At 65.4% G+C, this 24,740-nt stretch carries 24 protein-coding genes; 17 read left to right on the top strand and 7 right to left on the bottom strand.

Annotated features, from left to right (window positions below; translation table 11 throughout):
• Positions 1-7: 7 nt before the first annotated feature.
• Complete coding sequence (locus tag AC1DYM_RS18330; RefSeq protein ID WP_477340782.1) at positions 8-898, top strand: DUF1684 domain-containing protein; 891 nt, start codon at positions 8-10, stop codon at positions 896-898.
• Between the two features lie 119 nt (positions 899-1,017).
• On the opposite strand, the gene AC1DYM_RS18325 is transcribed toward AC1DYM_RS18330, so the two are convergent.
• Positions 1,018-1,800 (bottom strand): enoyl-CoA hydratase/isomerase family protein, encoded by a 783-nt coding sequence (locus tag AC1DYM_RS18325; protein ID WP_477340781.1) that lies wholly within the window; start codon positions 1,798-1,800, stop codon positions 1,018-1,020.
• 145 nt (positions 1,801-1,945) lie between these two features.
• Here AC1DYM_RS18325 and AC1DYM_RS18320 point away from each other — a divergent pair, with 145 nt between their 5' ends.
• From AC1DYM_RS18320 to AC1DYM_RS18305, 4 genes are read left to right on the top strand one after another with little or no spacing between them, the layout of a single operon-like run.
• Positions 1,946-2,659, top strand: a complete 714-nt coding sequence (locus tag AC1DYM_RS18320) for an FKBP-type peptidyl-prolyl cis-trans isomerase (RefSeq protein ID WP_477340780.1) — start codon at positions 1,946-1,948, stop codon at positions 2,657-2,659.
• A gap of 18 nt (positions 2,660-2,677) precedes the next feature.
• The gene (locus AC1DYM_RS18315; protein ID WP_071924952.1) at positions 2,678-2,875 is read left to right on the top strand and encodes a DUF1289 domain-containing protein; all 198 of its coding nucleotides are present in this window, start codon (positions 2,678-2,680) and stop codon (positions 2,873-2,875) included.
• The gene (locus AC1DYM_RS18310; protein WP_477340778.1) at positions 2,875-3,480 is read left to right on the top strand and encodes a CoA pyrophosphatase; all 606 of its coding nucleotides are present in this window, start codon (positions 2,875-2,877) and stop codon (positions 3,478-3,480) included. The genes AC1DYM_RS18315 and AC1DYM_RS18310 overlap by 1 nt, the downstream gene beginning before the upstream one ends.
• Positions 3,474-4,334: a sulfurtransferase gene (locus tag AC1DYM_RS18305; RefSeq protein ID WP_477340776.1), complete on the top strand. Its 861-nt coding sequence runs from the start codon at positions 3,474-3,476 to the stop codon at positions 4,332-4,334. The genes AC1DYM_RS18310 and AC1DYM_RS18305 overlap by 7 nt, the downstream gene beginning before the upstream one ends.
• Before the next feature lie 98 nt (positions 4,335-4,432).
• Here the strand turns inward: AC1DYM_RS18305 and AC1DYM_RS18300 are convergent, their stop codons facing one another.
• On the bottom strand, positions 4,433-5,464 hold the full coding sequence (locus tag AC1DYM_RS18300) for an oxidoreductase (RefSeq protein WP_477340774.1): 1,032 nt from the start codon (positions 5,462-5,464) through the stop codon (positions 4,433-4,435).
• A gap of 103 nt (positions 5,465-5,567) precedes the next feature.
• Between AC1DYM_RS18300 and AC1DYM_RS18295 the strand changes: the two genes are divergently transcribed.
• Positions 5,568-6,368: an SDR family oxidoreductase gene (locus AC1DYM_RS18295; protein WP_477340807.1), complete on the top strand. Its 801-nt coding sequence runs from the start codon at positions 5,568-5,570 to the stop codon at positions 6,366-6,368.
• On the opposite strand, the gene AC1DYM_RS18290 is transcribed toward AC1DYM_RS18295, so the two are convergent.
• From AC1DYM_RS18290 to AC1DYM_RS18280, 3 genes are read right to left on the bottom strand one after another with little or no spacing between them, the layout of a single operon-like run.
• Positions 6,359-7,180 carry a metallophosphoesterase family protein gene (locus tag AC1DYM_RS18290; protein WP_477340772.1) on the bottom strand — a complete coding sequence of 274 codons (822 nt, stop codon included), beginning with the start codon at positions 7,178-7,180 and terminating at the stop codon, positions 6,359-6,361. The two genes, AC1DYM_RS18295 and AC1DYM_RS18290, sit on opposite strands and share 10 nt — an antisense overlap.
• Entirely contained in the window at positions 7,177-8,124 is a 948-nt protein-coding gene (locus AC1DYM_RS18285) for a diacylglycerol/lipid kinase family protein (protein WP_477340770.1), read from the bottom strand. Before AC1DYM_RS18285 ends, AC1DYM_RS18290 begins: the two co-directional genes overlap by 4 nt.
• Positions 8,125-8,166: 42 nt before the next feature.
• On the bottom strand, positions 8,167-8,991 hold the full coding sequence (locus tag AC1DYM_RS18280; RefSeq protein ID WP_477340768.1) for a phosphatase PAP2 family protein: 825 nt from the start codon (positions 8,989-8,991) through the stop codon (positions 8,167-8,169).
• A 35-nt stretch (positions 8,992-9,026) separates the two neighbouring features.
• Here AC1DYM_RS18280 and AC1DYM_RS18275 point away from each other — a divergent pair, with 35 nt between their 5' ends.
• The 4 genes from AC1DYM_RS18275 to prpC all read left to right on the top strand — a co-directional run bounded on the left by AC1DYM_RS18275 (position 9,027) and on the right by prpC (position 14,885).
• The gene (locus tag AC1DYM_RS18275; protein WP_477340766.1) at positions 9,027-10,643 is read left to right on the top strand and encodes an alpha/beta hydrolase; all 1,617 of its coding nucleotides are present in this window, start codon (positions 9,027-9,029) and stop codon (positions 10,641-10,643) included.
• Between the two features lie 99 nt (positions 10,644-10,742).
• Positions 10,743-12,644 (top strand): propionate--CoA ligase, encoded by a 1,902-nt coding sequence (gene prpE, locus AC1DYM_RS18270; protein WP_477340805.1) that lies wholly within the window; start codon positions 10,743-10,745, stop codon positions 12,642-12,644.
• 186 nt (positions 12,645-12,830) lie between these two features.
• Positions 12,831-13,718, top strand: a complete 888-nt coding sequence (prpB, locus tag AC1DYM_RS18265; protein WP_477340764.1) for a methylisocitrate lyase — start codon at positions 12,831-12,833, stop codon at positions 13,716-13,718.
• A gap of 12 nt (positions 13,719-13,730) precedes the next feature.
• Entirely contained in the window at positions 13,731-14,885 is a 1,155-nt protein-coding gene (gene prpC, locus AC1DYM_RS18260; RefSeq protein WP_477340762.1) for a bifunctional 2-methylcitrate synthase/citrate synthase, read from the top strand.
• A 152-nt stretch (positions 14,886-15,037) separates the two neighbouring features.
• Here the strand turns inward: prpC and AC1DYM_RS18255 are convergent, their stop codons facing one another.
• Positions 15,038-17,056 (bottom strand): oxidoreductase, encoded by a 2,019-nt coding sequence (locus tag AC1DYM_RS18255; protein ID WP_477340760.1) that lies wholly within the window; start codon positions 17,054-17,056, stop codon positions 15,038-15,040.
• A 295-nt stretch (positions 17,057-17,351) separates the two neighbouring features.
• On the opposite strand from AC1DYM_RS18255, the gene AC1DYM_RS18250 reads away from it, so the two are divergent.
• The 6 genes from AC1DYM_RS18250 to AC1DYM_RS18225 all read left to right on the top strand — a co-directional run bounded on the left by AC1DYM_RS18250 (position 17,352) and on the right by AC1DYM_RS18225 (position 22,440).
• Positions 17,352-18,296, top strand: coding sequence for a hypothetical protein (locus AC1DYM_RS18250; protein WP_477340758.1), 945 nt, complete (start codon positions 17,352-17,354; stop codon positions 18,294-18,296).
• A 93-nt stretch (positions 18,297-18,389) separates the two neighbouring features.
• Positions 18,390-18,755: a hypothetical protein gene (locus AC1DYM_RS18245; RefSeq protein ID WP_477340756.1), complete on the top strand. Its 366-nt coding sequence runs from the start codon at positions 18,390-18,392 to the stop codon at positions 18,753-18,755.
• Positions 18,752-19,435 carry a C39 family peptidase gene (locus AC1DYM_RS18240; RefSeq protein WP_477340754.1) on the top strand — a complete coding sequence of 228 codons (684 nt, stop codon included), beginning with the start codon at positions 18,752-18,754 and terminating at the stop codon, positions 19,433-19,435. The genes AC1DYM_RS18245 and AC1DYM_RS18240 overlap by 4 nt, the downstream gene beginning before the upstream one ends.
• Entirely contained in the window at positions 19,432-20,031 is a 600-nt protein-coding gene (locus AC1DYM_RS18235) for a hypothetical protein (protein WP_477340752.1), read from the top strand. The genes AC1DYM_RS18240 and AC1DYM_RS18235 overlap by 4 nt, the downstream gene beginning before the upstream one ends.
• Positions 20,032-20,033: 2 nt before the next feature.
• Entirely contained in the window at positions 20,034-21,446 is a 1,413-nt protein-coding gene (locus AC1DYM_RS18230; protein ID WP_477340750.1) for an acetate kinase, read from the top strand.
• Positions 21,447-21,585: 139 nt separating this feature from the next.
• Positions 21,586-22,440, top strand: coding sequence for an outer membrane protein (locus AC1DYM_RS18225; protein ID WP_477340749.1), 855 nt, complete (start codon positions 21,586-21,588; stop codon positions 22,438-22,440).
• Between the two features lie 227 nt (positions 22,441-22,667).
• Here AC1DYM_RS18225 and AC1DYM_RS18220 read toward each other — a convergent pair whose 3' ends face one another.
• Positions 22,668-23,366, bottom strand: coding sequence for a TerC family protein (locus AC1DYM_RS18220; protein ID WP_477340747.1), 699 nt, complete (start codon positions 23,364-23,366; stop codon positions 22,668-22,670).
• A 287-nt stretch (positions 23,367-23,653) separates the two neighbouring features.
• Between AC1DYM_RS18220 and AC1DYM_RS18215 the strand changes: the two genes are divergently transcribed.
• The coding region (locus AC1DYM_RS18215) for a bifunctional 2-methylcitrate dehydratase/aconitate hydratase (RefSeq protein WP_477340745.1) at positions 23,654-24,740 on the top strand (1,087 nt) is incomplete at its 3' end.

Here is a 24,740-nt window from a genome sequence, read left to right as displayed (position 1 = left end):
TATCGCCATGATCCGCTCGCTCGCTTTCGCTTCCGTGGTCGCCGTAGCGGCCGGTAGCGCCCTTGCCGGTGACGACTACACCGCCTCCGTCGAGAAAGTCCGCGCTGACCGCCTGCAGACGCTGAAGGCACCGGATGGCTGGCTCAGCCTCATCGGTCTGGAATGGCTTCAGCCCGGCGTCAACCGCATCGGTAGCGCAGCGGACAACGATATCGTCCTGAAGGCCGGGCCGGCGCACCTGGGCACGATCACGCTGGACGAGAGTGGCGTCGCCACGATCGAGCTGGCCAAGGGCAGCGGTGCCCTGGTCGACGGCCGCGAGGTACAGCGCGCCACCCTGGTCGACGACGGCGGAGCGGGCCGCAAGGCCACCGAAGTGAGCTTCGGATCGGCCAAGTTTCTGGTCATCGCTCGCGAGGGCAAGAAGGCGTTACGCGTGAAGGACGAGAACGCCGATTCACGCGCTCACTTCGCCGGCATCGACTATTTCACCATCGACCCGTCGTGGCGCGTGGTCGCCGACTGGGTGCCGTTCGATCCGCCGCACGAGCTGGAGATCGGCAACGTGCTCGGCGGCATCGACAAGGAGAAAGTGCCAGGCAAGGCGGTGTTCGTCCGTGACGGCCACACGTTCGAGCTGTACCCGATCCAGGAGGAGCCGGACTCGCTGTTCTTCGTCTTCGCCGACCGCACCAGCGGCAAGGAAACCTATGGCGCGGCGCGTTTTCTCGACACCGCGCTGGCGAAGGACGGCAAGCTGATCCTCGACTTCAACCAAGCGCGGAACCCGCCCTGCGCCTTCACCCCGTACGCCACCTGTCCGCTGGCGCCGCCGGAGAACCGGCTCGACGTTCGTGTGACCGCGGGCGAGAAGAAGTACGCCGGCGGGCACGGCTGACGGTCGGCATGGTCGAAGAGCATCGCCGATGAATCGGCTCCTACCGAGCAGGTCGCGGCACCATGGCTCGGTAGGAGCCGATTCATCGGCGATGCCCTGGTCTCAGGCTCCTTCGAACCTCAAGCCCCCTTGAACGACGGCTTGCGACGCTCCAGGAAAGCACTCGTACCCTCGCGCATGTCTTCCGTCGAGAACGCGATCGCGAAGCCCTGCGTTTCAAACGCCAGGCCCTGGTCGATCGCGCACTCACCGCCTTCGATCACGGCCTCGAGGATGCCCTTGAGCGCCAGCGGGGCGGCGGCGGCCAGCTGGTCGGCCATGGCGTCCACGGTCGCGTCGAGTTCCTCGGCGGCCACCACACGGGCCACGATGCCGAGCCGCTCGGCGCGCGCCGCATCGATCTGCTGACCCAGCAGGCACAGTTCCAGTGCCGCGCCGCGGCCGGCCAGGCGGGACAGGCGCTGCGTGCCGCCGAAGCCGGGGATCAGTCCGAGGCCGATCTCGGGCTGGCCGAACTTCGCCTTTTCACTGGCAACGCGGATATGGCAGGCCATGGCCAGCTCCATGCCGCCGCCGAGGGCATAGCCCTGGATCTTGCCGATGACCGGCTTGCCCAGGCGTTCCACCGCGAGCATGAGGTCCTGCCCGGCGCGCGATGCCGCCTGCGCCTTCACCGGGGCCCACGCGGTCATCTCCGAGATGTCAGCACCGGCCACGAACGCCTTCTCGCCGGCACCCGCCAGGATCACCACGCGGACGGCGTCGTCCTGTGCGGCCTGGCGGAATGCGAGGGTCAGCTCGGCGATGGTTTCCTGGTTGAGCGCGTTGAGCTTGTCGGGGCGATTGACGGTGATCGTGCGGACGGCGGCGCGGTCCGCGGTGGTCAGGTTGCGGAAAGCCATGGCGATTCCTGGCGAGGGGATGAGGAGGCGAATGTTAGCAGGGGAACCTTTACCCCTCGGAGGCGTCTGATGGCGAACGGGCGGCCTCGTGGCCGATGGACTATCCTCCACGCACGCTCAAAGTTCCGGGTTCACGGAGAACGGGATGTCACCCTTGCGTTTCCTGGTCATCGCCCTGTCACTGCTCAGTGGCGCGGTGCTTGCACAGTCGGCCCCGACCACTCCGGCATCCGGGGCACCGGCGATCGACAAGACCAAGCTGTCCTATGCGATCGGCTACCAGATCGGTACCCAGTTCGCTAACAGCGCGCAGCCCGACGTCGACATTTCCGTACTGGTGAAGGCCTTGCAGGACGGTTATGCCAAGCGTGCCCCTGGCGTGCCGATCGATGTCATGCAGCAGCAGCTGGTGAACTTCGACGCCAAGGTGCAGCGGGATTCCACCATCGAGTTCCGCCGTGTGGCGACAGCGAACGCGCAGCGTAGCGCCGACTTCCTCGCGCGCAACCGCACGCGCCCTGGCGTGGTCACGCTGCCATCGGGCATCCAGTACGCGGTGCTGACCAAGGGCCGCGGTGCACAGGCACAGATGACCAGCACGGTGGTGGTGAACTACCGCGGCGCGCTCATCGACGGCACCGAGTTCGACAGTTCCTACGCCCATGGCAAGCCCGTGACCTTCACGGTCAACCGCGTCATTGCGGGATGGCAGGATGTGATCCCGCGCATGCGTGTCGGCGACAAGTGGAAGGTGGTGATTCCGCCCGCCCTGGCCTATGGCGAGCGAGGCGAATTGCCGCGCATCGGGCCGAACGAAGCCCTCGTCTTCGACATCGAACTGGTCGACATCCAGCAGTAACCGGAGCGGGGCGCTAGAATGGCCGACGGTATGGCCATCGTCCCCTCGTCAACGCTTCCCCTGACGCCCTGCACCGGCGTGTGTCGACTCGACACGCGCGGGCTGTGCGAGGGCTGCCTGCGCACCGGCGACGAGATCGCCCGCTGGTCGACGATGGACGATGTGCAGAAGCTCTGGATCATGGACGAGGTACTTCCTCACCGGCAGGCCGGCTGATGGACGACCTGCTGGCGAGACTGCGCGGCGCGCTGCTTCCGCTGGATGCGCCGCCGGGTCCGCGCGGCTGGAACCATGACGACATGGCCGAGCTGATCGGCACCACGCCGCGTCGTCCCGCCGCCGTCCTGATCGGTATTCGCGACGACCGCGAGCAGCGCGTCGTGCTCACCGTACGCACGGACACCTTGCAGCAGCATGCGGGGCAGGTCGCGTTTCCCGGTGGGCGTGTCGAGCCCGACGACATCGATGTCGTCGCCACCGCGCTGCGCGAGAGCGAGGAGGAAATCGGCCTCGATGCCGGCATGGTCACGCCGCTCGGTTTCCTCGAAGCTTTCGAGACGATCAGTGGTTACTCGGTGACGCCCGTGGTCGCGCGGATCGCCGCGAACGCGGTGCTCAAGCCGGACCCGGGCGAGGTCGCCGAAGTCTTCGAAGTGCCCTTCGCCTTCTTCATGGAGCCGGCCAACCTGCGTCGGTATACGATGGATTTTCGTGGTCATCGGCGGGACATGGTCGAGTTTCTCCATGCGGGCTACCGCATCTGGGGCGTCACGGCGGCGATCCTGTACAACCTCCTGAAACGGATGGGTCATCCATGTTGATTTCACGCACGCTGATCGATGCGGCGACCGCCGCGAATCTCCGCGCGGACGACGTGCTCTTCGTCGACTGCCGTTTCGATCTCGCCGACGCCGGGAAGGGAGACCGCGATTACGCGGCCGGCCACATCGTCGGTGCCGTGCGGGCCGACCTCGACCGCGACCTGGCGGACATGGCGACACCGTCGAACGGGCGGGGTCGCCATCCACTGCCCGAGGCCTCGTCGTTCTCGGCGTGGTTGTCGCAGGCAGGATGGCGGCCGGACCTGCAGGTCGTCGCGTATGACGCCGCAGGCGGTGCACTGGCCGCGGCACGCTTCTGGTGGCTTGCCCGTCTCGCCGGTATCGACAACGTCGCGGTGCTCGATGGCGGATGGGTTGCCTGGCTCGAGGCGAACCATCCGGTGGATGCCGGGACGGTGCGGCGGGAGGCCACCTCGGTCCACGTCGCCTTCGACGAGGCAGGGACGGTGGCGGCCGACGAGTTGGCCGAAGGCGTCGCCAGTGGGCGTTTCCTCCTGCTCGATGCGCGTGCCGCCCCGCGGTATCGGGGCGATGTCGAGCCGTTGGATCCGGTCGCCGGGCATGTGCCGGGTGCGAGGAATCATCCGTTTGCGGAGAATCTCGATGCGCACGGGCGGTTTCAGCGGCCCGAAGTCGTGCGCCGTGACTTCAACGCGGTGATGGGGACGCACGCCGCCGAGGATGTCGTGCATATGTGCGGCTCGGGTGTGACGGCCTGTCATAACCTTCTGGCGATGGAATATGCAGGGCTTTGTGGCTCGCGGCTCTATGCGCCGTCGTGGAGCGGGTGGGTTAGTGATCAGTCGCGAGCGGTGGCGCTAGGCGACGGGTAGGGACAGCATCGCCGATGAATCGGCTCCTACCGGGCAGGTTGCCGCGCCTTGCTCGGTGGGAGCCACTTCAGCGGAGAAGGGTTAAGCCGCGCCGCCGATCACAACAAAACGCTGCGCCGTTCGCGTGCGCTGATCTGCGCCGCTTCGATCACCCGGATCACGTCGCGGGCCGAATGGGCTTCCACCGGCATCGCCGTGTTCTCACGGATGGCCGCCGCAACGCCGTCATAAAACGCCGTATAGCGGCCCGGTAGCGTATCGATCACCGTCGATGTGCCGTCGACGTCGGTGAAGCGACCGAACAACAGCGGATCGTCGCTGCCCCAGCCTTCGCCCCCGGGGCGGCGTCCCTCACGCAGCGCGGCTTCCTGGCCATCGATGCCGTATTTCACGAAGCTGCCGCCGTCACCATGAACCAGATAGCGCGGGCCGGGATCGCGCACCAGCACGGACGCGTGCAGCACAGCGCGACGATGCCCGTAGTCGAGCACCAGATGAAAATAGTCGTCCGCCTTCGCGGCCGCACGCTGGCGGGTCACGTCGGCCGTGATGGCGTGGGGCATGCCGAAGAGCACCAGTGCCTGGTCGATCAGGTGCGCGCCAAGGTCGTAGAGCAGACCCGAGCCGGGAACCTCGGTTTCGCGCCAGCCCTGCTTGATCTCCGGGCGGAAGCGATCGAAGTGGGCCTCGAAATAAACGACTTCGCCAAGCCGGCCGTCGTCGACCAGCCGCCGCACGGTCAGGAAGTCGTTATCCCAGCGACGGTTCTGGAAGACCGAGAGCTTGCGGCCGACCTGGTCGGCGAGACCGATGAGTGCCTCGGCTTCGGCCGCGTTGAGCGTAAACGGTTTGTCGACCACGACATGCTTGCCGGCTTCGAGCGCTGCACGTGCCAGTGGCGCGTGCGTCTCGTTGGGCGTGGCGATGACGACCAGGTCGATGGCCGGGTCGGCCAGCAGGTCACGAGGATCCTCATACGCCACCGCCTCGGGGAAATCGCGGCGGATCTCGTCGCTGCGGCGGCTGCCGATCGCAGAAAGGTGAAGGCCGTCGGCGGCGGCGATCAGGGGCGCATGGAAGAAAGCGCCTGCCGTGCCATAGCCGATGAGGCCGGTGGAGATCGGTTGCATGGTCGCTCCTGGGTCGGATAGGCGCCAAGATTAACGCGGCTGGCCTGACCGTTTCGTTTAGAGTCGGTCGTCTCGACACCGGAGATCGACCATGCCCATGTCCATGCCCAAACACGCCGCGCCCGTGCCGTCATCGCCGGTGAGCGAATGGCCCGACAAAGTGGTCCTGGTGACGGGCGGCGCCCAGGGCATCGGTCGCGGCATCGCCGAGGGCGTGCTCGCCGCCGGTGGCCGCGTCGTCATCGGCGATGTCGACGCCGAGGCCGGCAAGGCCTGCATCGAGGCCTGGGGCGCCGGTGATCGGGCCGCCTTCCTCGTCCTCGACGTGGCGAAGGAGGCCAGCGTGAAACGCTTCGTCGCTGCGGCCTTGCGTCGCTTCGGTCGCATCGACGGGTTGGTCAACAACGCGGGCATCGCCAGCGCACACACCGGCCCTATTGAAAAGCTCGACTGGGCGGAGTGGAAGCGTCGCCTGGATACGAACCTGGGTGGCACCTTCCTGTGCAGCAAGCACGCGTTGCCGTCATTGAAGAAGTCCAACGGCGCCATCGTGAACATCTCCTCGTCGCGCGCTCACCAGTCCGAGCCGGACAGTGAGGCCTACGCGGCGAGCAAGGGCGGCATCGTCGCCTTTACGCATGCACTCGCGATCAGCGCGGGTCCTGTACGCGTCAATGCGATCAACCCGGGCTGGATCGTCGTGGACGATTGGCAAAAGCCGTCCGCCCGGCGCAAGCCGAAGCTGTCGGCCGCCGATCACGCGCAGCATCCGGTAGGCCGGGCGGGCGTGCCGCCCGATATCGCTGCCCTCGCGGTCTTTCTGTTGTCATCGCAGGCAGGCTTCATCACCGGGGAGAATTTCACCGTGGATGGTGGCGTCGCCCGCAAGATGCACTACGTGTAGCGGCCGTAGCGCTCGAGCGGGACCGTGGTCTTGCCGCCGGGATCGAAACGACCGTTGGCCTCGTTGTAATCCCACCGCTCGACAATGCACGCGGATCGATCGCCTTGGGCATCGTGCCGGATGACGTTGAACGAGTTGCTGATCCCTTCGCGAATGCGCGTGGATAACGCCGTGCCGGCCTGCACCGACCACAGTTCGCTGGTCAGCGCGCGCGACGGCGTGTTCAAGGGGCGGACGTAGGGCAGGTGGATGTGCCCGCCCAGGACGAGATCCGCACCGGCTTCCGCCCAGGCCGCGATCGCGCGTTCGTGATTGATCAGCAGGTTGCGTACGTCCTTTTCGCGGATCACGTGCACGGGCTGGTGGGTGACGACGATGCGCAGCTGCGCATCGGTCGCCTCGCGCAGGCGGGCACTGACGTGCTCGATCTGCGCGTCGGACACTTCGCCGTCCTTGTGCCGGCGTGGCCGGACGGTGTTGACGCCGATCGCGAGAACATCGTCGCTGACGAAGTCCGGCTCGAGGTTATCGCCGAACACGCGACGGTATCCGGCAAAGGGTGAAACCATGCGGGCGAAAAGGTTGATCAACGGCACATCGTGATTGCCCGGTATGACCAGGGTGGGCCGATCGTAGCTCTCGATGAAACGCCGCGCGGCATCGAACTGCGAGCGTCGTGCGCGTTGGGTCACGTCGCCGGACAGGATCACCAGCTCCGGGCGCATCGAGACCAGTAACTCACCCAGCGCCTTCATCACGTCGGGCCGTTCGGTGCCGAAATGCGTATCCGAAATCTGCGCGATGGTGCTCATCCGGGGTCCTCGCCGGGCTGGCGCGTCCCATCGGTAAGCAAGGCCAGTGGACGCGGGGCGGCGCGGAAGACGATGGGCGGATCGAGCCAGACGATCTCGCCGTCGATCGCCACCTTGAGTTTCTGGCGATGGTGTTTTGGCGTCACGGTGATCTCGCGAAACGCGAAGCCGATGGCGTTCTGCGCGTCGCCCAGCTTGCCCAGCGCGCCGCGCGCGATCAACCCAAGCATGGTCAGCCGGCCGATCGGCTTGAGCACGAGGCCGGCGAGCGTGCCGTCGTTGCGCTGCACGTCCACGGCTTCGGCCAGGCCGATCTTTTCCAGCTGGAGCGCGTTGTTGCCGACGAACAGGGTGGGCGTGCGCAGGTGACGCGTCCGCGTGCCGTCGCTGACATCGATGCGCAATGGCCGGTAGCCGCGCATCATGGTTGCTAAACCCGACCACAAGGCCACGATGCGGTGGCGTCCGAAACGCTGCTTCCAGGCTTCCCGGTCTTCGAGGACCTGTGGATACAAGCCCAGGCTGGCGTTGACCAGGAACACGCGATCGTTGACCAGGCCGATCTGTGCGTGCCCCAGGGTCGCACGCAGCAAGGCCTCGGTGGCACCGCGGGTATCGGTGGGGATCCCATGCGTGCGGCCGACGAAATTGAACGTGCCCTGGGGAAGGACCCCCATCGGCAACTGCTCACGCCACGCCGYCGCCGCGACCGCATTGATCGTGCCATCGCCACCCGCACCGACGATGGCGCCGCCGTCGTCCTTTGCATACGCCACGGCATCGCGCACGACACCGGCGATATCGCCACCGCCATCGAACAGGAAAAAGCGGTGGCGGCGCCCGGCGGCATCCAGGATCGAGGCGATTTCCTCACGCGCGATCGCCGCATCCTGGTGGCCGGAGCCGGCATTCATCACGATGGCGAAGGAAAGGTCGTTGCTCATGCGCTGGGATCGAACCATCCGGCTCGTCACGGCCGCATGAATTCAGTGCGTCGCCTGGCGTCCCTGTCGCAGGCGAATGTATTCGGCACTGCCCACGCACAGCGTGAGCCAGGCGAGGCCCGTGGCGTAACCGGCCATCACATCGCTGAAATAATGCACCTGCAACAGGATGCGGCTGATCCCGATGAGGCTGATCATCGCGACGGCCACGACCACGATGGGCCGGTGAAAGCGCGGCGGAGTGAGCACCACGAGCACATAGGCGAGCATGCCGTAGAACACCATCGAGCCCGAGGCGTGACCGCTGGGGAAGCTGTAACTCTTTTCGATGATGAAGCCGTGATCGTGCAGCGGGCGCTCGCGCTGGAACCACAGCTTGAGCAGGCTGTTGATGACGACCGTGCCAACCAGGGTGACGATCCACGCGATCGCCAGCCGCCAGTGGCGTCGCCAGAGCAGCGCGAGGAAGACCAGGGCGGCGACACTGCCGAGCACCAGGGAGTTGCCCGTCCGGCTGAGCAAGGCGATGCCGTGAAGCACGGGGCGCGGCATGTTGTCCCGGAGGTCGCTGGCCAGCGCGGCATCGAAGACGGTGAGGCCGGCCTGCTCGCGTACTTCCACGGCGATGACGGTCGCGATCAGCAGGGTCGCTACCAGCACGGCGACGGCCGTGGTCGGCCTCAGCAGGCTTCGTGCGGCTGCGTCCACGCCTTCGCGGCGGCGCACCGCGCGCCGCCAGGCCACATCGGCGCTGAGCAGGGCCGTGGCGAGCACGATTGCCCAGATCGATAGCGCATGCCGGCTGATCCATTCCGCGTCCATTTCCGCAAGGTCCTCGTCTCGTGGCAGGATCGCCCATGTTGCCATGCCGCGCCTCCGCGGCGAGAAGGGGAAAGCACACGATGAAGACCATGTCCGCCCGCGCCCTCCTGGCGCTCGCGTTTCTTACCGCTGGCGCCTCTGCCGCGCAGGCCGATGAGGCGCCGCTGGCGCACCGGATCGTCAGGGTTACCCTGGATGGGGCGACCGACAAGGGCACGTCGGGGCGCCTGCTCCTGTTCGCCGCGCCAGCCGCCGTCGCCCGCGAGGCGGCCAAGGACGGCAAGGTGGAGGAGGTCGACACCAATCCCTTCCAGCCCAAGGCCGTTTCCGTCGCGGCCCGTGAGGTGAGCTGGCTCGCCCCCGGTCAGTCGGTCGATCTGGACACCGACGGCGAAGCATTCCCGGCGGGCTTTTCGAGCTTGCCGCCTGGTGATTACCTCGTCCAGGCCGTGCTCGATGTCGGCCACGACTACAACTACAGCGGCCGTCACGGCGGCGACCTGATCAGCGAGGTCACCCCGGTGAAGCTCACCGCCGGTGGCTCCCTGCCGGTCCTGAAGCTCACCCGAAGCGTCCCGGCAAAGGATCCCTGGCAGCTGCCACCGACCGTGCCGCAGGCGGTCCGCGATGCGCTGCCCGAGGCACGCCAGCACGCCCGCGCCGAGGTTCTGCAGAGCACCGCCCTCACCGCGTTCGCTGGCCGCCCCCTGTCGATCCGCGCCTGGGTGGTGACGCCTCCGGGTTATGACCCGAAGGGCAGCACGCGCTATCCGACCGTCTTCGTCACCCACGGCTTCGGTGGCGGTTTCGACCGGTATGCCGGCACCATCGCCGGCTTGTGGTCGGCCATGTCCAACAAGACCATGCCGCCGATGATCTGGGTGCTGCTCGACGAAGCCGGTCCGACCGGCACGCACGAGTTCGCCGATTCGGTGAACAACGGCCCCTGGGGCCAGGCGCTGACCACCGAGTACATTCCCTGGCTGGAAGGCCGTTACAAGATGGACGCCAAGGTCGGCGGCCGCTTCCTCAACGGCCATTCCTCGGGCGGCTGGGCCACCCTGTGGCTGCAGACGCGCTACCCGAAGGTATTCGGCGGTACGTGGTCCACGTCGCCGGATCCCAGCGATTTCCATGACTTCACCGGCATCGACCTGTATGCCGCCAACGCCAACGCGTACAAGAAGGCAGATGGCACGGCGTATCCGCTGATCCGCGACAAGGGCCAGGTGATCGCCACGTTCGACACCTTCGCCCACCTCGAGCGCGTCCTCGGCGCCTACGGCGGCCAGCTGGCCTCGTTCGAATGGGTGTTCTCGCCGCGCGGCAAGGACGGTCGCCCCGAGCCGATGTTCAACCGCGACACCGGTGTCATCGATCCCGCCGTCGTCGCCTATTGGCATGACCATTACGACATCGCCCAGCGACTGCGCACGCACTGGCCCGAGCTCAAGCCGGACCTGGACGGCAAGATCCACCTCTACGTGGGCACGGCGGACACGTTCTACCTCGATGGCTCTGCGAAACTTCTCAAAGACACGCTCGACGGCCTGCACGCGAAGAGCGACATCCGCTTCCTTCCTGGCAAGACGCATTTCGACCTGTACGTCGAAGGCGAGGACCGCAACGCGCTGCTGAAGAAGATCGCGTGGGAGATGTACGGCGTTGCCAGGCCCGGGCAGGGTAAAACGCCCTGAATCGGCTCCTACCTCGTCATGACGCCGTGCGACCAAGGTGGAAAGGCGCCGGCAACGGCGCTGACGTAATCTCGGACGATGACCTCCGAAGGCAAGCCCATGGGCTACGACGAACTCTGGCGACGCTCGGTCAATGAGCCCGAGTTGTTCTGGGCCGAGCAGGCGCGGCTGATCCACTGGGAGACGCCGCCCCAGCGCATCCTCGACGATTCACGGCCGCCGTTTCGCCGCTGGTTCGTCGGTGGCACCACCAATCTTTGCCACAACGCGATCGATCGCCACCTCGACGAGCGTGGCGATCAGCTGGCGATCGTCGCTGTCTCTACGGAAACGGAGTCGACGCGCGAAATCACCTATCGCGAATTGCATCGCGAGGTGAACGCGTTCGCCGCGGTACTCGTCGAGCTCGGCGTCGGCAAGGGCGATCGGGTCGTCATCTACATGCCCAATATCGCCGAGGCGGTCTTCGCGATGCTGGCCTGTGCCCGCATCGGTGCGATCCATTCGGTGGTCTTCGGTGGCTTCGCCGCGCACAACCTCGCACTGCGTATCGACGACGCCGAGCCGGTACTCCTGATCTGCGCCGACGCCGGCATGCGGGGCGGCAAAGTCATTCCCTATAAGCCGCTGATCGACGCCGCGCTGCATGAGACGAAAGCCCCGCCGGCGCACGTGCTGATCGTCGATCGCGGGCTCGATCCCGACATGGATCGCGTCGAACACCGTGATGTCGACTACAACGAACGACGTCGCCGGCACGAGGGTGCGAACGTGCCGGTGACCTGGCTCGAGTCCAATGAGCCGAGTTACCTGCTCTACACCTCCGGCACGACCGGCAAGCCGAAGGGCGTGCAGCGCGATGTCGGTGGTTATGCAGTGGCGCTGGCACTGTCGATGACGACGATCTTCGACCTGCATCCCGGCCAGACGATCCTGTGTACCTCGGACGTGGGCTGGGCGGTGGGTCACTCGTACAACGTCTACGGACCGCTGATCGGCGGCTGCACCGCCATTCTCTACGAAGGTTTGCCGACGGCACCCGATCCGGGTATCTGGTGGCGGCTCTGTGAAACCTACCGCGTGCGCACCATGTTCTCCTCGCCGACCGCCATTCGCGTGTTGAAGAAACAGGATGCATCCTGGTTGTCGCGATCTGACCTCTCCGCGCTGAAATACATCTTCTGCGCGGGCGAACCGCTGGACCAGACGACGTACGAATGGTTGTCGGGAGGCACCGGCAAGCTCGTCGTCGACAACTACTGGCAGACCGAGACCGGCTGGCCGGCGGTGTCGCTGATGCCCGGTCTCGATCTCAAGCCGGTCAGGCCGGGTTCGCCCGGTTTTCCGACGTTCGGCTTTCGCATGCGCGTGATCGACGAAGCGACCGGCGATGAAAAAGCGGCGGGGGAGAAGGGCGTGCTGGTCGTCGAGCCACCCCTGCCACCCGGTTGCCTGAGCACGATCTGGCGCGACGACGATCGCTACGTGCGCAGTTATTTTGGGCACTTCAAGGAGCTGCTCTACAGCTCGCTGGACTGGGCGGTCCGCGACGCGGACGGCTACCTGTTCATCCTCGGCCGCACGGACGATGTCATCAACGTGGCCGGACATCGCCTGGGCACGCGCGAGATCGAGGAGTCGGTGGCCACGCTCGGCGCGGTGGCGGAAGTCGCCGTGGTCGGTATCGGCGACGAGCTGAAAGGCCAGCTGCCCGCCGTCTTTGCCACCCTGAAGCAGGGCGTTACCGATGACCCGCGCGACGTCGCCCAGGCGATGGAGCGGCGCGTTGTCGAACTGCTGGGCGCGGTGGCGCGGCCGGGCTGCGTCTACGTGGTGAGTGCCTTGCCGAAGACGCGGTCGGGGAAGCTGTTGCGGCGGGCGATCCAGGCGGTGATGGAGGGCACCGACCCTGGCGACCTTTCGACGCTGGACGATCCGAATGCGCTGGAGGCCGTAAGGAGGGCTGTTGCCCGCGGACCTCATTGTGGGAGGCACGGGTAAGGGAGGGCGGGGCAAGCTCCCATTCGCCGATGAATCGGCTCCCACACACAGCATGGCCTCATGGGAGCCGCTTTCTGTAGGAGCCGATCTCTGTGGGAGCCGATTCATCGGCGATGCTCTCCCGCGACGCAGCAAAGCCCCGGCACCGGTTCGCGCTAAAATGGGATTCTTTACGCGGAGAGTTCCATGGCACAGCTTCCCTCGGCCGGCGGTCGCTTCCGCGCCGCACTCGCGGCCGAACAGCCGCTGCAGGTGATCGGCGCGATCAACGCCAATCATGCGCTGCTGGCCAAGCGCGCGGGCTTCCGTGCCATCTACCTGTCCGGCGGCGGTGTCGCTGCCGGCTCGCTGGGCCTGCCGGACCTGGGTATCAATACCCTGGACGACGTGCTCACCGACGTCCGCCGCATCACCGACGTCTGCGACCTGCCGCTCATGGTCGATATCGACACCGGCTTCGGTCCCAGCGCGTTCAACATCGCGCGCACCGTGAAGAGCCTGATCAAGTTCGGCGCTGCCGCCTGCCATATCGAGGACCAGGTCGGCGCCAAGCGCTGCGGCCATCGTCCCGGCAAGGAAATCGTCACCACCGAGGAAATGGCCGACCGGGTCAAGGCTGCGGCCGATGCGAAGACTGATCCCGACTTCTTCCTGATTGCCCGCACCGACGCCATCGCCGTGCTCGGTGTCGATGCGGCCATCGAGCGTGCCATCGCCTGCCAGGAGGCCGGTGCCGACGCCATCTTCGCTGAAGCCGCGTATGACCTGCCGACCTATCAGCGTTTCGTCGAGGCATTGAACGTGCCCGTGCTGGCGAACATCACGGAGTTCGGCCAGACCCCGCTGTTCAGCACCGAAGAGCTCGGCCGCGTCGGCGTGGGCATCGTGCTTTATCCGCTGTCCGCCTTCCGCGCCATGAACAAGGCCGCCGAGAACGTCTACACCGCCATTCGCCGCGACGGTCACCAGCGCAACGTCATCGACACGATGCAGACGCGCGAGGAACTGTACGACCGCATCGGCTATCACGACTACGAGCGTCACCTCGATGCTCTGTTTTCCAAAAAGGGTTAAGGAGAGTCACGCATGAGCGACACCACCACCACACCCCCGCCGAAGGCAAAGAAGTCCGTCGCCCTGTCTGGCGTCGCCGCAGGCAATACCGCGCTTTGCACGGTCGGCCGTAGCGGCAACGACCTGCACTACCGTGGCTACGACATCCACGACCTTGCCGCCAAGGGCTCTTTCGAGGAAGTCGCCTATCTGCTCGTCCACGGCGTGCTGCCGAACTGGATGGAACTCAACGCTTACCGCGCCAAGCTGAAGCGCCTGCGCGGCCTGCCTGCCCCGGTGAAGTCGGCGCTCGAGCTTCTGCCCGCGGCGACGCATCCGATGGACGTCATGCGCACCGGTGCTTCCGTACTCGGCACGGTGCTGCCGGAGAAGGACGACCACAACATCACCGGTGCGCGCGATATCGCCGACCGCCTGATGGCCAGCTTCGGTTCGATGCTGCTGTACTGGTACCACTTCAGCCACAACGGCAAGCGCATCGAGACCGAGACCGAGGACGAGTCGATCGCCGGGCATTTCCTGCACCTGCTGCACGGCCGCAAGCCCAGCGATCTGCATTCGCACGCGCTCGACCGCTCGCTGGTGCTTTACGCCGAGCACGAATTCAACGCCAGCACCTTCACCGCGCGTGTCATCGCCGGTACCGGCTCGGATATGTATTCGGCGATCACCGGTGCGATCGGTGCACTGCGTGGTCCGAAGCACGGTGGCGCGAACGAAGTCGCGATGGAAATCATCGCGCGCTATCGCGACGCGGCCGAAGCCGAGGCGGACATCCGTGCACGCGTGGAGCGCAAGGAAATCATCATCGGCTTTGGTCACCCGGTGTATACCGTGTCCGATCCGCGTAACGAGATCATCAAGGAAATTGCGCGCAAGCTCTGCACCGACGGCGGCAATCCGCGCCTGTTCGAAGTGTCGGAGAAGATCGAGAAGCTGATGTGGGAGCTGAAGAAAATGTTCCCCAATCTCGACTGGTACTCGGCATCGGCGTACCACATGATGGGCGTGCCGACCGCGATGTTCACCCCGCTGTTCGTGATCGCGCGCACGTCGGGCTGGAGCGCACACGTGATCGAACAACGCCAGGACGGCAAGATCATCCGTCCGAGTGCGAACTACACCGGCCCGGAAGACCAGGCCTACGTGCCGATCGAAAAGCGCTGATCGAAAGGGAAGTGTGGGAGCCGATTCATCGGCGAAAAGCCAACGGAGCGGTTTAGCCGGAAGGCCCATCGCCGATGAATCGGCTCCCACAGAAATCCAGGTCCCACAGCAATCAGGATCATCGGTCGGGCCCGCAAGTCGGGCCCGAAGGATTAAAGCGCGGCGGCGAGGCGGGTGGCCTTGTCGATGGCCCGCTTCGCATCCAACTCCGCCGCCACATCCGCGCCACCGACCAGGCGGACGTCCACGCCGCGCGCCACGAGCGCCTCGTGCAACTGCCGGTTCGGCTCTTGCCCGGCGCAGACGATGACGTTGTCCACCGCCAACACCTGCGCCTTGCCGTCGATAGTGACATGCAGGCCCGCATCGTCGATGCGGTCGTAGCCGACGCCGCCGACCATCGTCACTCTCTTGTTCTTCAGCGTCGCGCGATGCACCCAGCCGGAGGTCTTGTTCAAGCGAGCGCCCGGGCGTCCCGCCGTGCGCTGCAAGAGCCAGATCTGCCGTTCGGATTTTTCTGGCTGCGCGGGCATGAGGCCGCCCGGCGTGGCCATGGTCATGTCGACACCCCATTCCTTCGTCCACCGCGCGATATCGGTGCTGGGGGRGGGTGCCGCCTCGCTGAGGAATTCGGCGACATCGAAGCCGATCCCGCCGGCGCCGATGATCGCGACCCGTGGGCCGACCGTGGCGTTGCCGTGCAGGACATCGAGGTAGGACAGCACCTTGGGGTGGTCCGCACCGGGGAGGTCGAGCGGGCGCGGCAGCACGCCGGTCGCGAGGACGACGGTATCGAAGCCGCCATCGGCCAGCGCGTCCGCCGTGGCGTCGGTGCCTAGTCGGCGTTCCACACCTGTCTCATCGAGGCGATGGCCGAAGTAGCGCAGCGTCTCGCTGAATTCTTCCTTGCCCGGGATGCGCTTGGCCATGTTGAACTGGCCGCCGATCTCGCCGGCGCGATCGAACAGGGTCACCGCATGACCGCGTTCGGCGAGCGTGGTCGCGGCGGCGAGGCCGGCCGGTCCCGCACCCACCACGGCGACGCGCTTCTTCGCGACGGCCGGTGTGATCGTGAGCTCGGTTTCATGGCAGGCGCGCGGATTCACCAGGCACGTGGCGCGACGATTCTCGAAGACATGATCGAGGCAGGCCTGGTTGCACGCGATGCAGGTGTTGATGGCGGCGGGGCGGCTGGCTTTCGCCTTGTTGACCCATTCCGGATCGGCGAGCAGCGGGCGTGCCATCGAGACCATGTCGGCATCGCCATCGGCAAGGATGCGTTCGGCCACGTCGGGCATGTTGATGCGATTGGTGGTGACCAGCGGGATACCGACTTCGCCCTTCATCCGACGCGTCACCCAGCTGAACGCACCGCGAGGCACGCTCGTCACGATGGTGGGGATGCGCGCCTCGTGCCAGCCGATGCCGGTGTTGATGATCGTGGCGCCGACGGCTTCGATGGCCTTACCCAGGGTGACGATGTCGCTCCACGGTTGCGCGTTGTCGACCAGGTCCAGCATCGACAGGCGATAGATGATGATGAAGTCCTTGCCGACCGCCTCGCGTGTGCGGCGGACGATCTCGATCGGAAAGCGCATGCGGTTCTCAGCCGAGCCGCCCCAACGGTCCGTGCGCTTATTGGTCCGTTCGGTGAGGAACTGATTGATCAGGTAGCCCTCCGAACCCATCACTTCGACACCGTCATAGCCGGCATCGCGCGCGAGCTTTGCGCTGCGCACGAAGGCGTCGATGCTGCGTTCCACGCCGCGGGACGACAGCGCGCGAGGCGTGAACGGGGTGATCGGCGACTTGATCTTCGAGGGCGCCACCGAGAACGGCTGATAGGCGTAGCGCCCGGCGTGGAGGATCTGCATGCAGATCTTGCCGCCCTCGGCATGCACGGCACGGGTGACCTTGCGATGCCGGCCGACGTGCCAGGGCATCGACATCGTGCCGGAGAGGGGTTTGAGCCAGCCCTCGAGGTTCGGCGCGATGCCGCCGGTGACGATCAGGCCAACGCCGCCGCGGGCGCGCTCCGCGAAGAAGGCGGCGAGCTTGTCGTAATCGCCGGCCTTGTCCTCCAGGCCCGTATGCATGGAGCCCATGAGCACGCGGTTGCGCAGCGTCGTGAAGCCAAGGTCGAGCGGGGCGAGAAGGTGCGGATAGGACACGGCGGGATCCGGGTTCAAACGATCGTTCGAATGATCCTCGTAACCGCCGCCCGGGGCAAGGGCGACAGCAGCAACGGGCGCCGGACCAGTGGCGTTACGGCGTGTATCAAGGCCTTTACAAAACGAGTCGCCCGTTCATTTTGCGTATTTCGCAAAACCCGCATGGGACGGCGATCTCGCCGTATACGCGACGCCGGGCACGCAATTTGCTCTCTCCTATGACCCGGAACGTTGGCAGGGCGTCCGGCTTTCCCGCAGAAACAGGGGTTTCGCGTCGCTCACAGGAGACTCTCCCATGCGTAAGACTCTTATCGCCACGGCGATCTGCCTCGCTATCGGATTCGCACTGCCGGCCATGGCCGACGATACCCAGACGGGATCGTCAGGTGCATCGGCCCAACGTAAATCGATTGCCGTGCAGTACTCGGACAGCTCGACTTACTCGGACAGCTCGACCCATTCCTGGGCCGACAGCTCGACTCACAACAAATCCACATCCGGATCGTTCAACACCACAAACGCGGTCGCCAACAGCGAACTGAACGGAACGGTCAGCGGCGTCACCACCTACGGCAACGGCAATGTCGCCCAGAACTGGGGCAACGCCAGTGGCGGCAAAGGCGGTTCGGGTGGCGATGGCTACGGCGCCAAAGGGTATGGCGGTAAAGGCGGATCCGGTGGTGATGGCGGCAACGCGCGTGCGCGTGGTGCTGTCGGTGGCGACGCCTCCTCAGATAGCGGCGACGCCGGCTCCCTGACGGCAGCGTCCGGTGGCGGTGCTCACGGTAACGGTGGCGACGCCTCCGGTGACGGTGGCAACGCCCGGTCGCGTGGTGCCGGTGGCGGCGCTCCGACGGGTGGATCGACGGCCAGCACGGGCGGCGCAAGCGCCAGCACGGGCGGTGCGGGCACCTCGGGTGATGCGACCGCGACGGCGACAGGCGGAGCGTCCACGGGCGGAGCCGGTGGCGAAGCGCTTGCCTCGGGCGGCGCCGGTGGCGCCGGCGCGTCGGGCGGCAGCGGCACCGGTGGTAACGGCAACGGCGCGTCCGGCGGTGCCGGCGGTGCCGGCGGTGCGAACAACGTCAACGCAGGCACGTTCAGCATGGCCAACGACATGGGCAGTGCTGCGGGTGGCGCCGCGGGTATCAGCACCTTCGCGCAGAACAGTGGCGCGGCCTCGTTGATCCAGCAGAGCGTGAACGTCCAGGCCAACCTGAGCGTGGGTTCGGCTCCGTAAACGCACGGCAAGACGAAAGCGACGGGAACCACGGAGCGCCTCGCGCGCTCCGTGGACAGCCGGAGGAACGAACGTCCTTTCTGGAGAACACCCATGCCGCACGACAGGAAACACCGTACGCCGCTTGCGTTGGCAGCTCTACTGGCTGCGTGCGCGAGTTCGGCCGCGTATGCCACGCCACCCGGACAGGATCCGCCGCCGTCTTCTTTCGGCCCGGCCACATCGTCCGACCAGTTGCAGGACATGAGCGGCGGTAGCAACACCACGAACAACGTCAACGCCCAGACCCTCAACGGCACCATGTCCGATACCGAGGCGAAGGGCACGTTCAGCGGGAGCAATGTCGTATCGGGAAGCGCGTTCGGCAGTTCCGCCGGATTACCCACGGTGATCCAGAACTCCGGCAACAACGTGCTCATCCAGAACGCCACGATCGTCAACATCAGGATGAACCCATGAGGATGGCCTGCGCCGTCGCCCTCCTCGTCGCGCTTGCCGCCACACCGGCGGTCGCGATGAAGGCGGAGGTGCAGACCAGCCCGGGTACGTCTTACCCGATCCATCTGACGAGCCTCAAGGAAGCACGCTTCCGCAACACGATTCGACAGAAGTACGATTTCAGCTGCGGCTCCGCCGCCGTGGCGACCCTGCTCACTTATCAGTACGGCTACCCGATCGACGAGCAGGCGGCCTTCGACGTGATGTTCACCAACGGCGATCGGGATAAGATCGGCAAGGAAGGTTTCTCCCTTCTCGACATCAAACGCTTCCTCGCTTCGCGTGGCTTCGATGCCGATGGCTTCGACGTGCCATTGGAAAAACTCGACGACGAAGGCATCCCCGCCATCGTCTTGATCAACGAACGTGGCTATCACCATTTCGTGGTGATCAAAGGCTACAAGAATGGCCGTGTGCTGGTCGGCGACCCTGCACGTGGCACCCGTTCGATGTCGAAGCGCCGCTTTGATGCGATGTGGAACAACCATGTCGTCTTCGTCATCCATAACGAGCGAGACCGCGCCATTTTCAACAGTCCGCGCGACTGGGCGGTTGCTCCTGCGGCGCCGATCAGCGAAGGCATCGAGCGTAACGGGCTCGCGCCGATCGTCATGCCCAAGCGCGGACCGGGGGATATATGAAAATTTGCCCCATCCTCATCGCCGTCCTGCTGGTCGGCGGCACGTGTGCCGCGAGCCAGGCGGCAAACTTTCCGGTGAATCACGCCGTGCCGGACGCCCAGCTGGACACGATTCGCGGCGGCTTCGACTTCGGCGACAACCTGCGTGCTTCGTTCGCGCTGCAACGCACCGTCCTGGTCAATGGCATGGAGGCCATGCGTACGACCATCTCGGTTCCCGATATCGCCAACATCACCGCCCAACAGGCTGCCCAGTTGCAGAGCGCACTGCAGACCACGGTGATCAACGTCGGCAGCAACAGCGTGGACGCGGCGGCACTGGCGCCGACCAACGCGGCGCAGGCGAACGCCACGGCACAGTCGGCCGCATCGGTACCTTCGGTAAACCTGCCTGTGCAGGCACCGTCGGCAGCCACGGCGGCCGTGAACCTGCCGGCCTCGATCACGCCAGGGCTCGTCATCCAGAACTCGTTAGACAACCAGGCCATCACGGCCACCACCACGATCGACGCGTCAGTGAATACGGCACGCATGCTCCAGAACATGCGGGTAGCAGAATCGGTTAACGACGCGGTGGTCCAGTTCCGGGGGAACTAAGCATGTATCGCAACGGCAGGGTGATGCAGGCAAGAACGTGTGCGGGCGCGCTTGCGCTGGCGACGCTACCGATGTGGATCGGTGCGTGCCTTGCGCAGGAGACCAGCGCCGCCAGTACCAGTAATTCGGTCGATCCGGTGCTGCGCGAAAAGATCGAGGCGCAGGGCCGGCGCATCGACGCGATGCGCAGCAAGATGGCCGAGCAACTCGCCGAACTCGAGCAGATGAAGCGCGAGCTGGCGTCGCAGGAGGTGCAGTACAACGACCTGCGCAAGGCCATCGGCATGAACGCACTGGAAGAGGCGCGTGGTGGATCCGCCGCCGTGGCCGGCGGCCAGTCTGCGCCGCCGCAGGAGGAGCCACCGCCGGGTACGCCGGCGCCAGGCGCACCGACCGGGCCGACTTCGCAACCCGTGGTCGCGACGCGGCCGGTGGGCAAGCGTCCCGAGCAGGATGACCGTCCGCCGGAGGTGGCACCGATCTTCGATCAGCCCGGTGTGCTGACACCGAGGGGCAAGCTCATCATCGAGCCGTCCTACCAGTACGGCTATTCGTCGAGCGATCGCGTCGCGCTGGTGGGTTACACGGTGATTCCGGCCATTCTCATCGGCCTGATCGACGTGCGTCAGGTGAAGACGACGACGCAGACCGGTGCGGTGGCGTTTCGCTACGGCCTGACCAACCGCATGGAACTGGAAGTCCGCATCCCGTACGTCAGTAACCACACCGACACGATCAGCCGCGAGATCTTCACCGGCACCGCGCAGGACAACCTGTTCACGACCAGCGGCAAGGGCATCGGCGACATCGAAGCCACGCTGCGTTACCAGCTCAACGACGGCGGTGCGGACAAGCCGTACTACGTCGGCTGGTTCCGTGCGAAGTCGCGCACCGGTCGCGATCCCTTCGAAGTGACCAGCGATTGCGTCACGCGATGCCTCGAGAACTTCACCGGCACGGGCCTGCCTCTGCAGAGTCCGACGGGCACGGGCTTTTACTCCGCGCAGGCGGGCGTGACCTGGCTGTATCCCTCCGATCCCGTCGTTTTCTTCGGCAACCTGAGCTATCTGCATAACTTCGAGCGGAAAAACGTAAGTCGTAACGTAGTGCTGGCCGGCAAGCAGTTCCTCGGCGATATCAAGGCAGGCGACATCGCCGATATCAGCGTGGGCATGGGTCTTTCGCTCAACGAAAAGGCGTCGATCAGCATCGGCTACGACCAGGCGTTCGTCGGTCGCACGCAACAGAACGGGGATCCGCTGCCCGGTTCCGCGCGCGCGACCCTGGGTTCGCTGTTGATCGGTGGCTCATACCGCTTCAACGATAAAGAGACGTTGAATGTCACGTTAGGCGTTGGTGTCACTCGCGATACGCCGGATACGACGATCACGGTGCGCGTACCGATCACGCTCTGACGCACACAATTCGTTGATTCTCCTGAACGCGTTTCAAACACGCGAGAGTTCCCGTGCACGCGGCGCACACACTATCGTTCGTTAACATTTCGATGGGGGTTCGATCTAAAACAAAAATTTGGCAGGGAGTTTCAGAAACATGCGCAACCGTCATCATCGTTTTGGCAAGGCCACCGCGGGTCTCGCCATCGCAACGCTCGCTGTCTTCGGTGCCGCTGCGCATGCGCAGGACAGCAACAAGAAGTCCCAGTCTCCGGCGCTCGACAACATCAGCCTTTGGGTCGGTGGTTACTACACCAACAACGACACCAACATCGGCGGCAAGACGGCCTACCTGAATACCAGCGGGAATGTGAACCTCGAGAAAGACCTCGACTTCAAGAAGCACAAGACCGTGCCGCGCGTTCGCCTCGACTTCCTTATCGGTGAGCACCAGGGTTTCAGCTTCGATTACTACGAAGTGAACCGCTCGCATTCCAAKTCGCTCGACGAGAACATCGAGTTCCTTGGCCAGCCGATCGATGCTGCTGCGGAAGCGAAGGGCAATCTGAAGTTCACCTTCGGTAGCGCCGCTTACAAGTGGTGGTTCGGCACCGGCAACGACGTCTTCGGCCTTGGCCTGGGTGCGGCGTATTACAAGGTGCACGCCAGCGTCTACGGCAGCGCGACGGTCAACGATGAGAGTGTCGCTTCGGGTGCGAGCACCAACCAGAGCGCCTGGGCGCCGAACCTGCAGATCGGCTGGCGTCATGCCTTCAACGACCAGTGGCGCATGTACTTCAACGCCTCGGGCGTGAAGAAGAACGGTGGCGAGCTCAACGGCCACATCTTCGATGCCGCTCTTGGCCTGGAGTACTTCCCGTGGCAGAACGTGGGTATCGGTGCGGAATACGCGTACACGAAGATCAAGCTCAACCAGGACAAGCGTAACTACAACCTCGATCTCGACATGAAGCTCAACGGACCGGCTGCTTACATCCGTTTCCGCTTCTGATCATCTGGTTGGCGAACGGTCTCGTGCCGTTCGCCTCGCCAGGGGGAGTCCACGGGCCGCCTTCGGGCGGCCCTTTTTTATGGGATCTGGGATCTGAGAAATGTGGGAGCCGCTTCAGCGGCGATACTTCTCTTCGGTGGGGCTGAGGCAAGCAACCTGTAGGGGCGCGGCTGCGCCGCGGGTTTATTTGCCATTCGCCGATGAATCGGCTCCTACAGGGGGATGCGTTATTCACCGATGACCGGGGAAGGCAGCTTCGCGCGCTGGGCGAGGCGTGCGCGCCACCAGCCACCGGCGCAGATGCCGATGACGAGGAGGGCGTCGAGGGTCCACGGAGCCCACGGGTTGGCCTCGAACCACGGCGAGACCAGATGGTCGTGGGCGATCATGCGGGCGGCCGTCCAGGCGATGGCGGCGGCGCCGATGTAGATCACGACGGGGAAGCGCTCGATCAGCTTGAGGATCAGGGTGGAACCCCACACCACCAGCGGCACGCTGATGGCCAGGCCGAGGACGACCAGGCCCATGTGGCCCTTGGCCGCGCCGGCGATCGCCAGGACGTTGTCCAGGCCCATCAGCGCATCGGCGATCACGATGGTGCGGATCGCCGCCCAGAAGCCTGCGGCGGGCGTGATCGAGGGGTCGTGCTCGTCGTGCTTGAGCAGCTTCCAGGCGATCGGGATGAGCAGGGCACCGCCGATCAGCATCAGGCCGGGCAGCTTGAGCAGCCAGATCACCGCGAAGGTCAGCACGATACGCAGGGCGATCGCGCCAAAGGTGCCCCAGAAAACCGCCTTCTTCTGCAGGTCGCGGGGCAGGTTGCGTGCGGCCAGGGCGATGACGATGGCGTTGTCGCCGGCCAGCACCAGGTCGAGCAGGATGATCGCTGCCAGGCCGGAGAAGAATTCGGGAGTGAGGAAATCCATGAAGCGGGTCCTTCGCGCGTTGTGAGATCGAATGCGGCGGCGACGGGTACGCGCACCCSTCGTCACCACAAAAGTCTCGTTCCCGGCGCGATGCCGCCGCGACGCCCGGGACGCGTGTGGCGTCCGTATTGACGATCGTCGCGCACGAAGCCCGAGGGCTCCGCGGAACTACTCCCTCTTGGGCGGTAGTCGGGGGCATTGTGGCGGTTGAGATGCACCGCGGCAAGACATACCCGGGGGTCGACCGGTTAAAATCGCCGGTTTCCCACCCTCCACGAGTGAAGTCCATGAGCGCACACGATATCCGTTCCGCCACGCGTCCCGATCCGGACCAGCCGCTGGTGGACATCGCCAACTACGTGGCCGATTACCAGATCGACTCGAAAGAGGCGTACGACACCGCGCGCTACATGCTCCTGGACTCGCTGGCCTGCTCGGCCCTGGCGATGAAGTTCCCGGATTGCGTCAAGCACCTCGGTCCGCTTGTTCCGGGCGCCGTGATGGAGGGAGGTGCGCGCGTGCCGTTTACTTCGCACGTGCTGGATCCGGTCCAGGCCGCCTTCGCCATCGGCACCCAGATCCGCTATCTGGATTTCAACGACACCTGGCTGGCCGCCGAGTGGGGTCACCCGTCGGACAACCTTGGCTCGATCCTCGCCGTGGCCGATTACCTCTCGCAGAAGGCGGTGAAGGAAGGCGGCAAGGCGCTGACTGTGCGTGACGTCCTCGGCTATGCCATCAAGGCCCACGAGATCCAGGGCTGCTATGCGCTCAAGAACAGCTTCAACCGCGTTGGCCAGGACCACGTGATCCTGGTCCGCCTGGCTTCCACGGCCGTGACCACGGCCATGCTCGGTGGTGGCAAGGAGCAGATCACCACGGCCGTCTCGCACAGCTGGATCGACAATGGGGCACTGCGCACCTATCGCCACGCCCCCAATACCGGCCCGCGCAAGAGCTGGGCCGCCGGCGACGCCTGCCGCCGCGCCGTCACCCACGCCATCAACGCCGTCTACCGCAACGTGGTGGGTTACCCCTCGGCGCTCACCGCCAAGACCTGGGGCTTCTACGACGTGGCCTTCAAGGGCAACGCCTTCGAGTTCGAGCGTCCGTTCGGCAGCTACGTGATGGAAAACGTGCTGTTCAAGATCAGCTTCCCGGCCGAATTCCACGCCCAGACCGCCGTGGAATGCGCCATGGCCCTGCACGGCCAGGTCGCCGACCGGATCGACCAGATCGAGAAGATCGTGATCGAGACCCAGGAGGCCGGCGTGCGCATCATCGACAAGACGGGCCCCCTGGCCAACTACGCCGACCGTGACCACTGCATCCAGTACACCAACTACGCCGACCGTGACCACTGCATCCAGTACA

It is taken from the genome of Luteibacter sp. P1_D3 (assembly GCF_056406135.1).
The sequence above is the reverse complement of the archived record's forward strand: the minus strand, read 5'-3'. Positions and strand labels throughout refer to the sequence as shown.

Bases quoted from the DNA above. Each gene is read 5' to 3' on its own strand.
- AC1DYM_RS18330 (WP_477340782.1), top strand. From the start codon at position 8: ATGATCCGCTCGCTCGCTTTCGCTTCCGTGGTCGCCGTAGCGGCCGGT.
- AC1DYM_RS18325 (WP_477340781.1), bottom strand. From the start codon at position 1,800: ATGGCTTTCCGCAACCTGACCACCGCGGACCGCGCCGCCGTCCGCACG.
- AC1DYM_RS18320 (WP_477340780.1), top strand. From the start codon at position 1,946: ATGTCACCCTTGCGTTTCCTGGTCATCGCCCTGTCACTGCTCAGTGGC.
- AC1DYM_RS18315 (WP_071924952.1), top strand. From the start codon at position 2,678: ATGGCCGACGGTATGGCCATCGTCCCCTCGTCAACGCTTCCCCTGACG.
- AC1DYM_RS18310 (WP_477340778.1), top strand. From the start codon at position 2,875: ATGGACGACCTGCTGGCGAGACTGCGCGGCGCGCTGCTTCCGCTGGAT.
- AC1DYM_RS18305 (WP_477340776.1), top strand. From the start codon at position 3,474: ATGTTGATTTCACGCACGCTGATCGATGCGGCGACCGCCGCGAATCTC.
- AC1DYM_RS18300 (WP_477340774.1), bottom strand. From the start codon at position 5,464: ATGCAACCGATCTCCACCGGCCTCATCGGCTATGGCACGGCAGGCGCT.
- AC1DYM_RS18295 (WP_477340807.1), top strand. From the start codon at position 5,568: ATGCCCAAACACGCCGCGCCCGTGCCGTCATCGCCGGTGAGCGAATGG.
- AC1DYM_RS18290 (WP_477340772.1), bottom strand. From the start codon at position 7,180: ATGAGCACCATCGCGCAGATTTCGGATACGCATTTCGGCACCGAACGG.
- AC1DYM_RS18280 (WP_477340768.1), bottom strand. From the start codon at position 8,991: ATGGCAACATGGGCGATCCTGCCACGAGACGAGGACCTTGCGGAAATG.
- AC1DYM_RS18275 (WP_477340766.1), top strand. From the start codon at position 9,027: ATGAAGACCATGTCCGCCCGCGCCCTCCTGGCGCTCGCGTTTCTTACC.
- prpE (WP_477340805.1), top strand. From the start codon at position 10,743: ATGGGCTACGACGAACTCTGGCGACGCTCGGTCAATGAGCCCGAGTTG.
- prpB (WP_477340764.1), top strand. From the start codon at position 12,831: ATGGCACAGCTTCCCTCGGCCGGCGGTCGCTTCCGCGCCGCACTCGCG.
- prpC (WP_477340762.1), top strand. From the start codon at position 13,731: ATGAGCGACACCACCACCACACCCCCGCCGAAGGCAAAGAAGTCCGTC.
- AC1DYM_RS18250 (WP_477340758.1), top strand. From the start codon at position 17,352: ATGCGTAAGACTCTTATCGCCACGGCGATCTGCCTCGCTATCGGATTC.
- AC1DYM_RS18245 (WP_477340756.1), top strand. From the start codon at position 18,390: ATGCCGCACGACAGGAAACACCGTACGCCGCTTGCGTTGGCAGCTCTA.
- AC1DYM_RS18240 (WP_477340754.1), top strand. From the start codon at position 18,752: ATGAGGATGGCCTGCGCCGTCGCCCTCCTCGTCGCGCTTGCCGCCACA.
- AC1DYM_RS18235 (WP_477340752.1), top strand. From the start codon at position 19,432: ATGAAAATTTGCCCCATCCTCATCGCCGTCCTGCTGGTCGGCGGCACG.
- AC1DYM_RS18230 (WP_477340750.1), top strand. From the start codon at position 20,034: ATGTATCGCAACGGCAGGGTGATGCAGGCAAGAACGTGTGCGGGCGCG.
- AC1DYM_RS18220 (WP_477340747.1), bottom strand. From the start codon at position 23,366: ATGGATTTCCTCACTCCCGAATTCTTCTCCGGCCTGGCAGCGATCATC.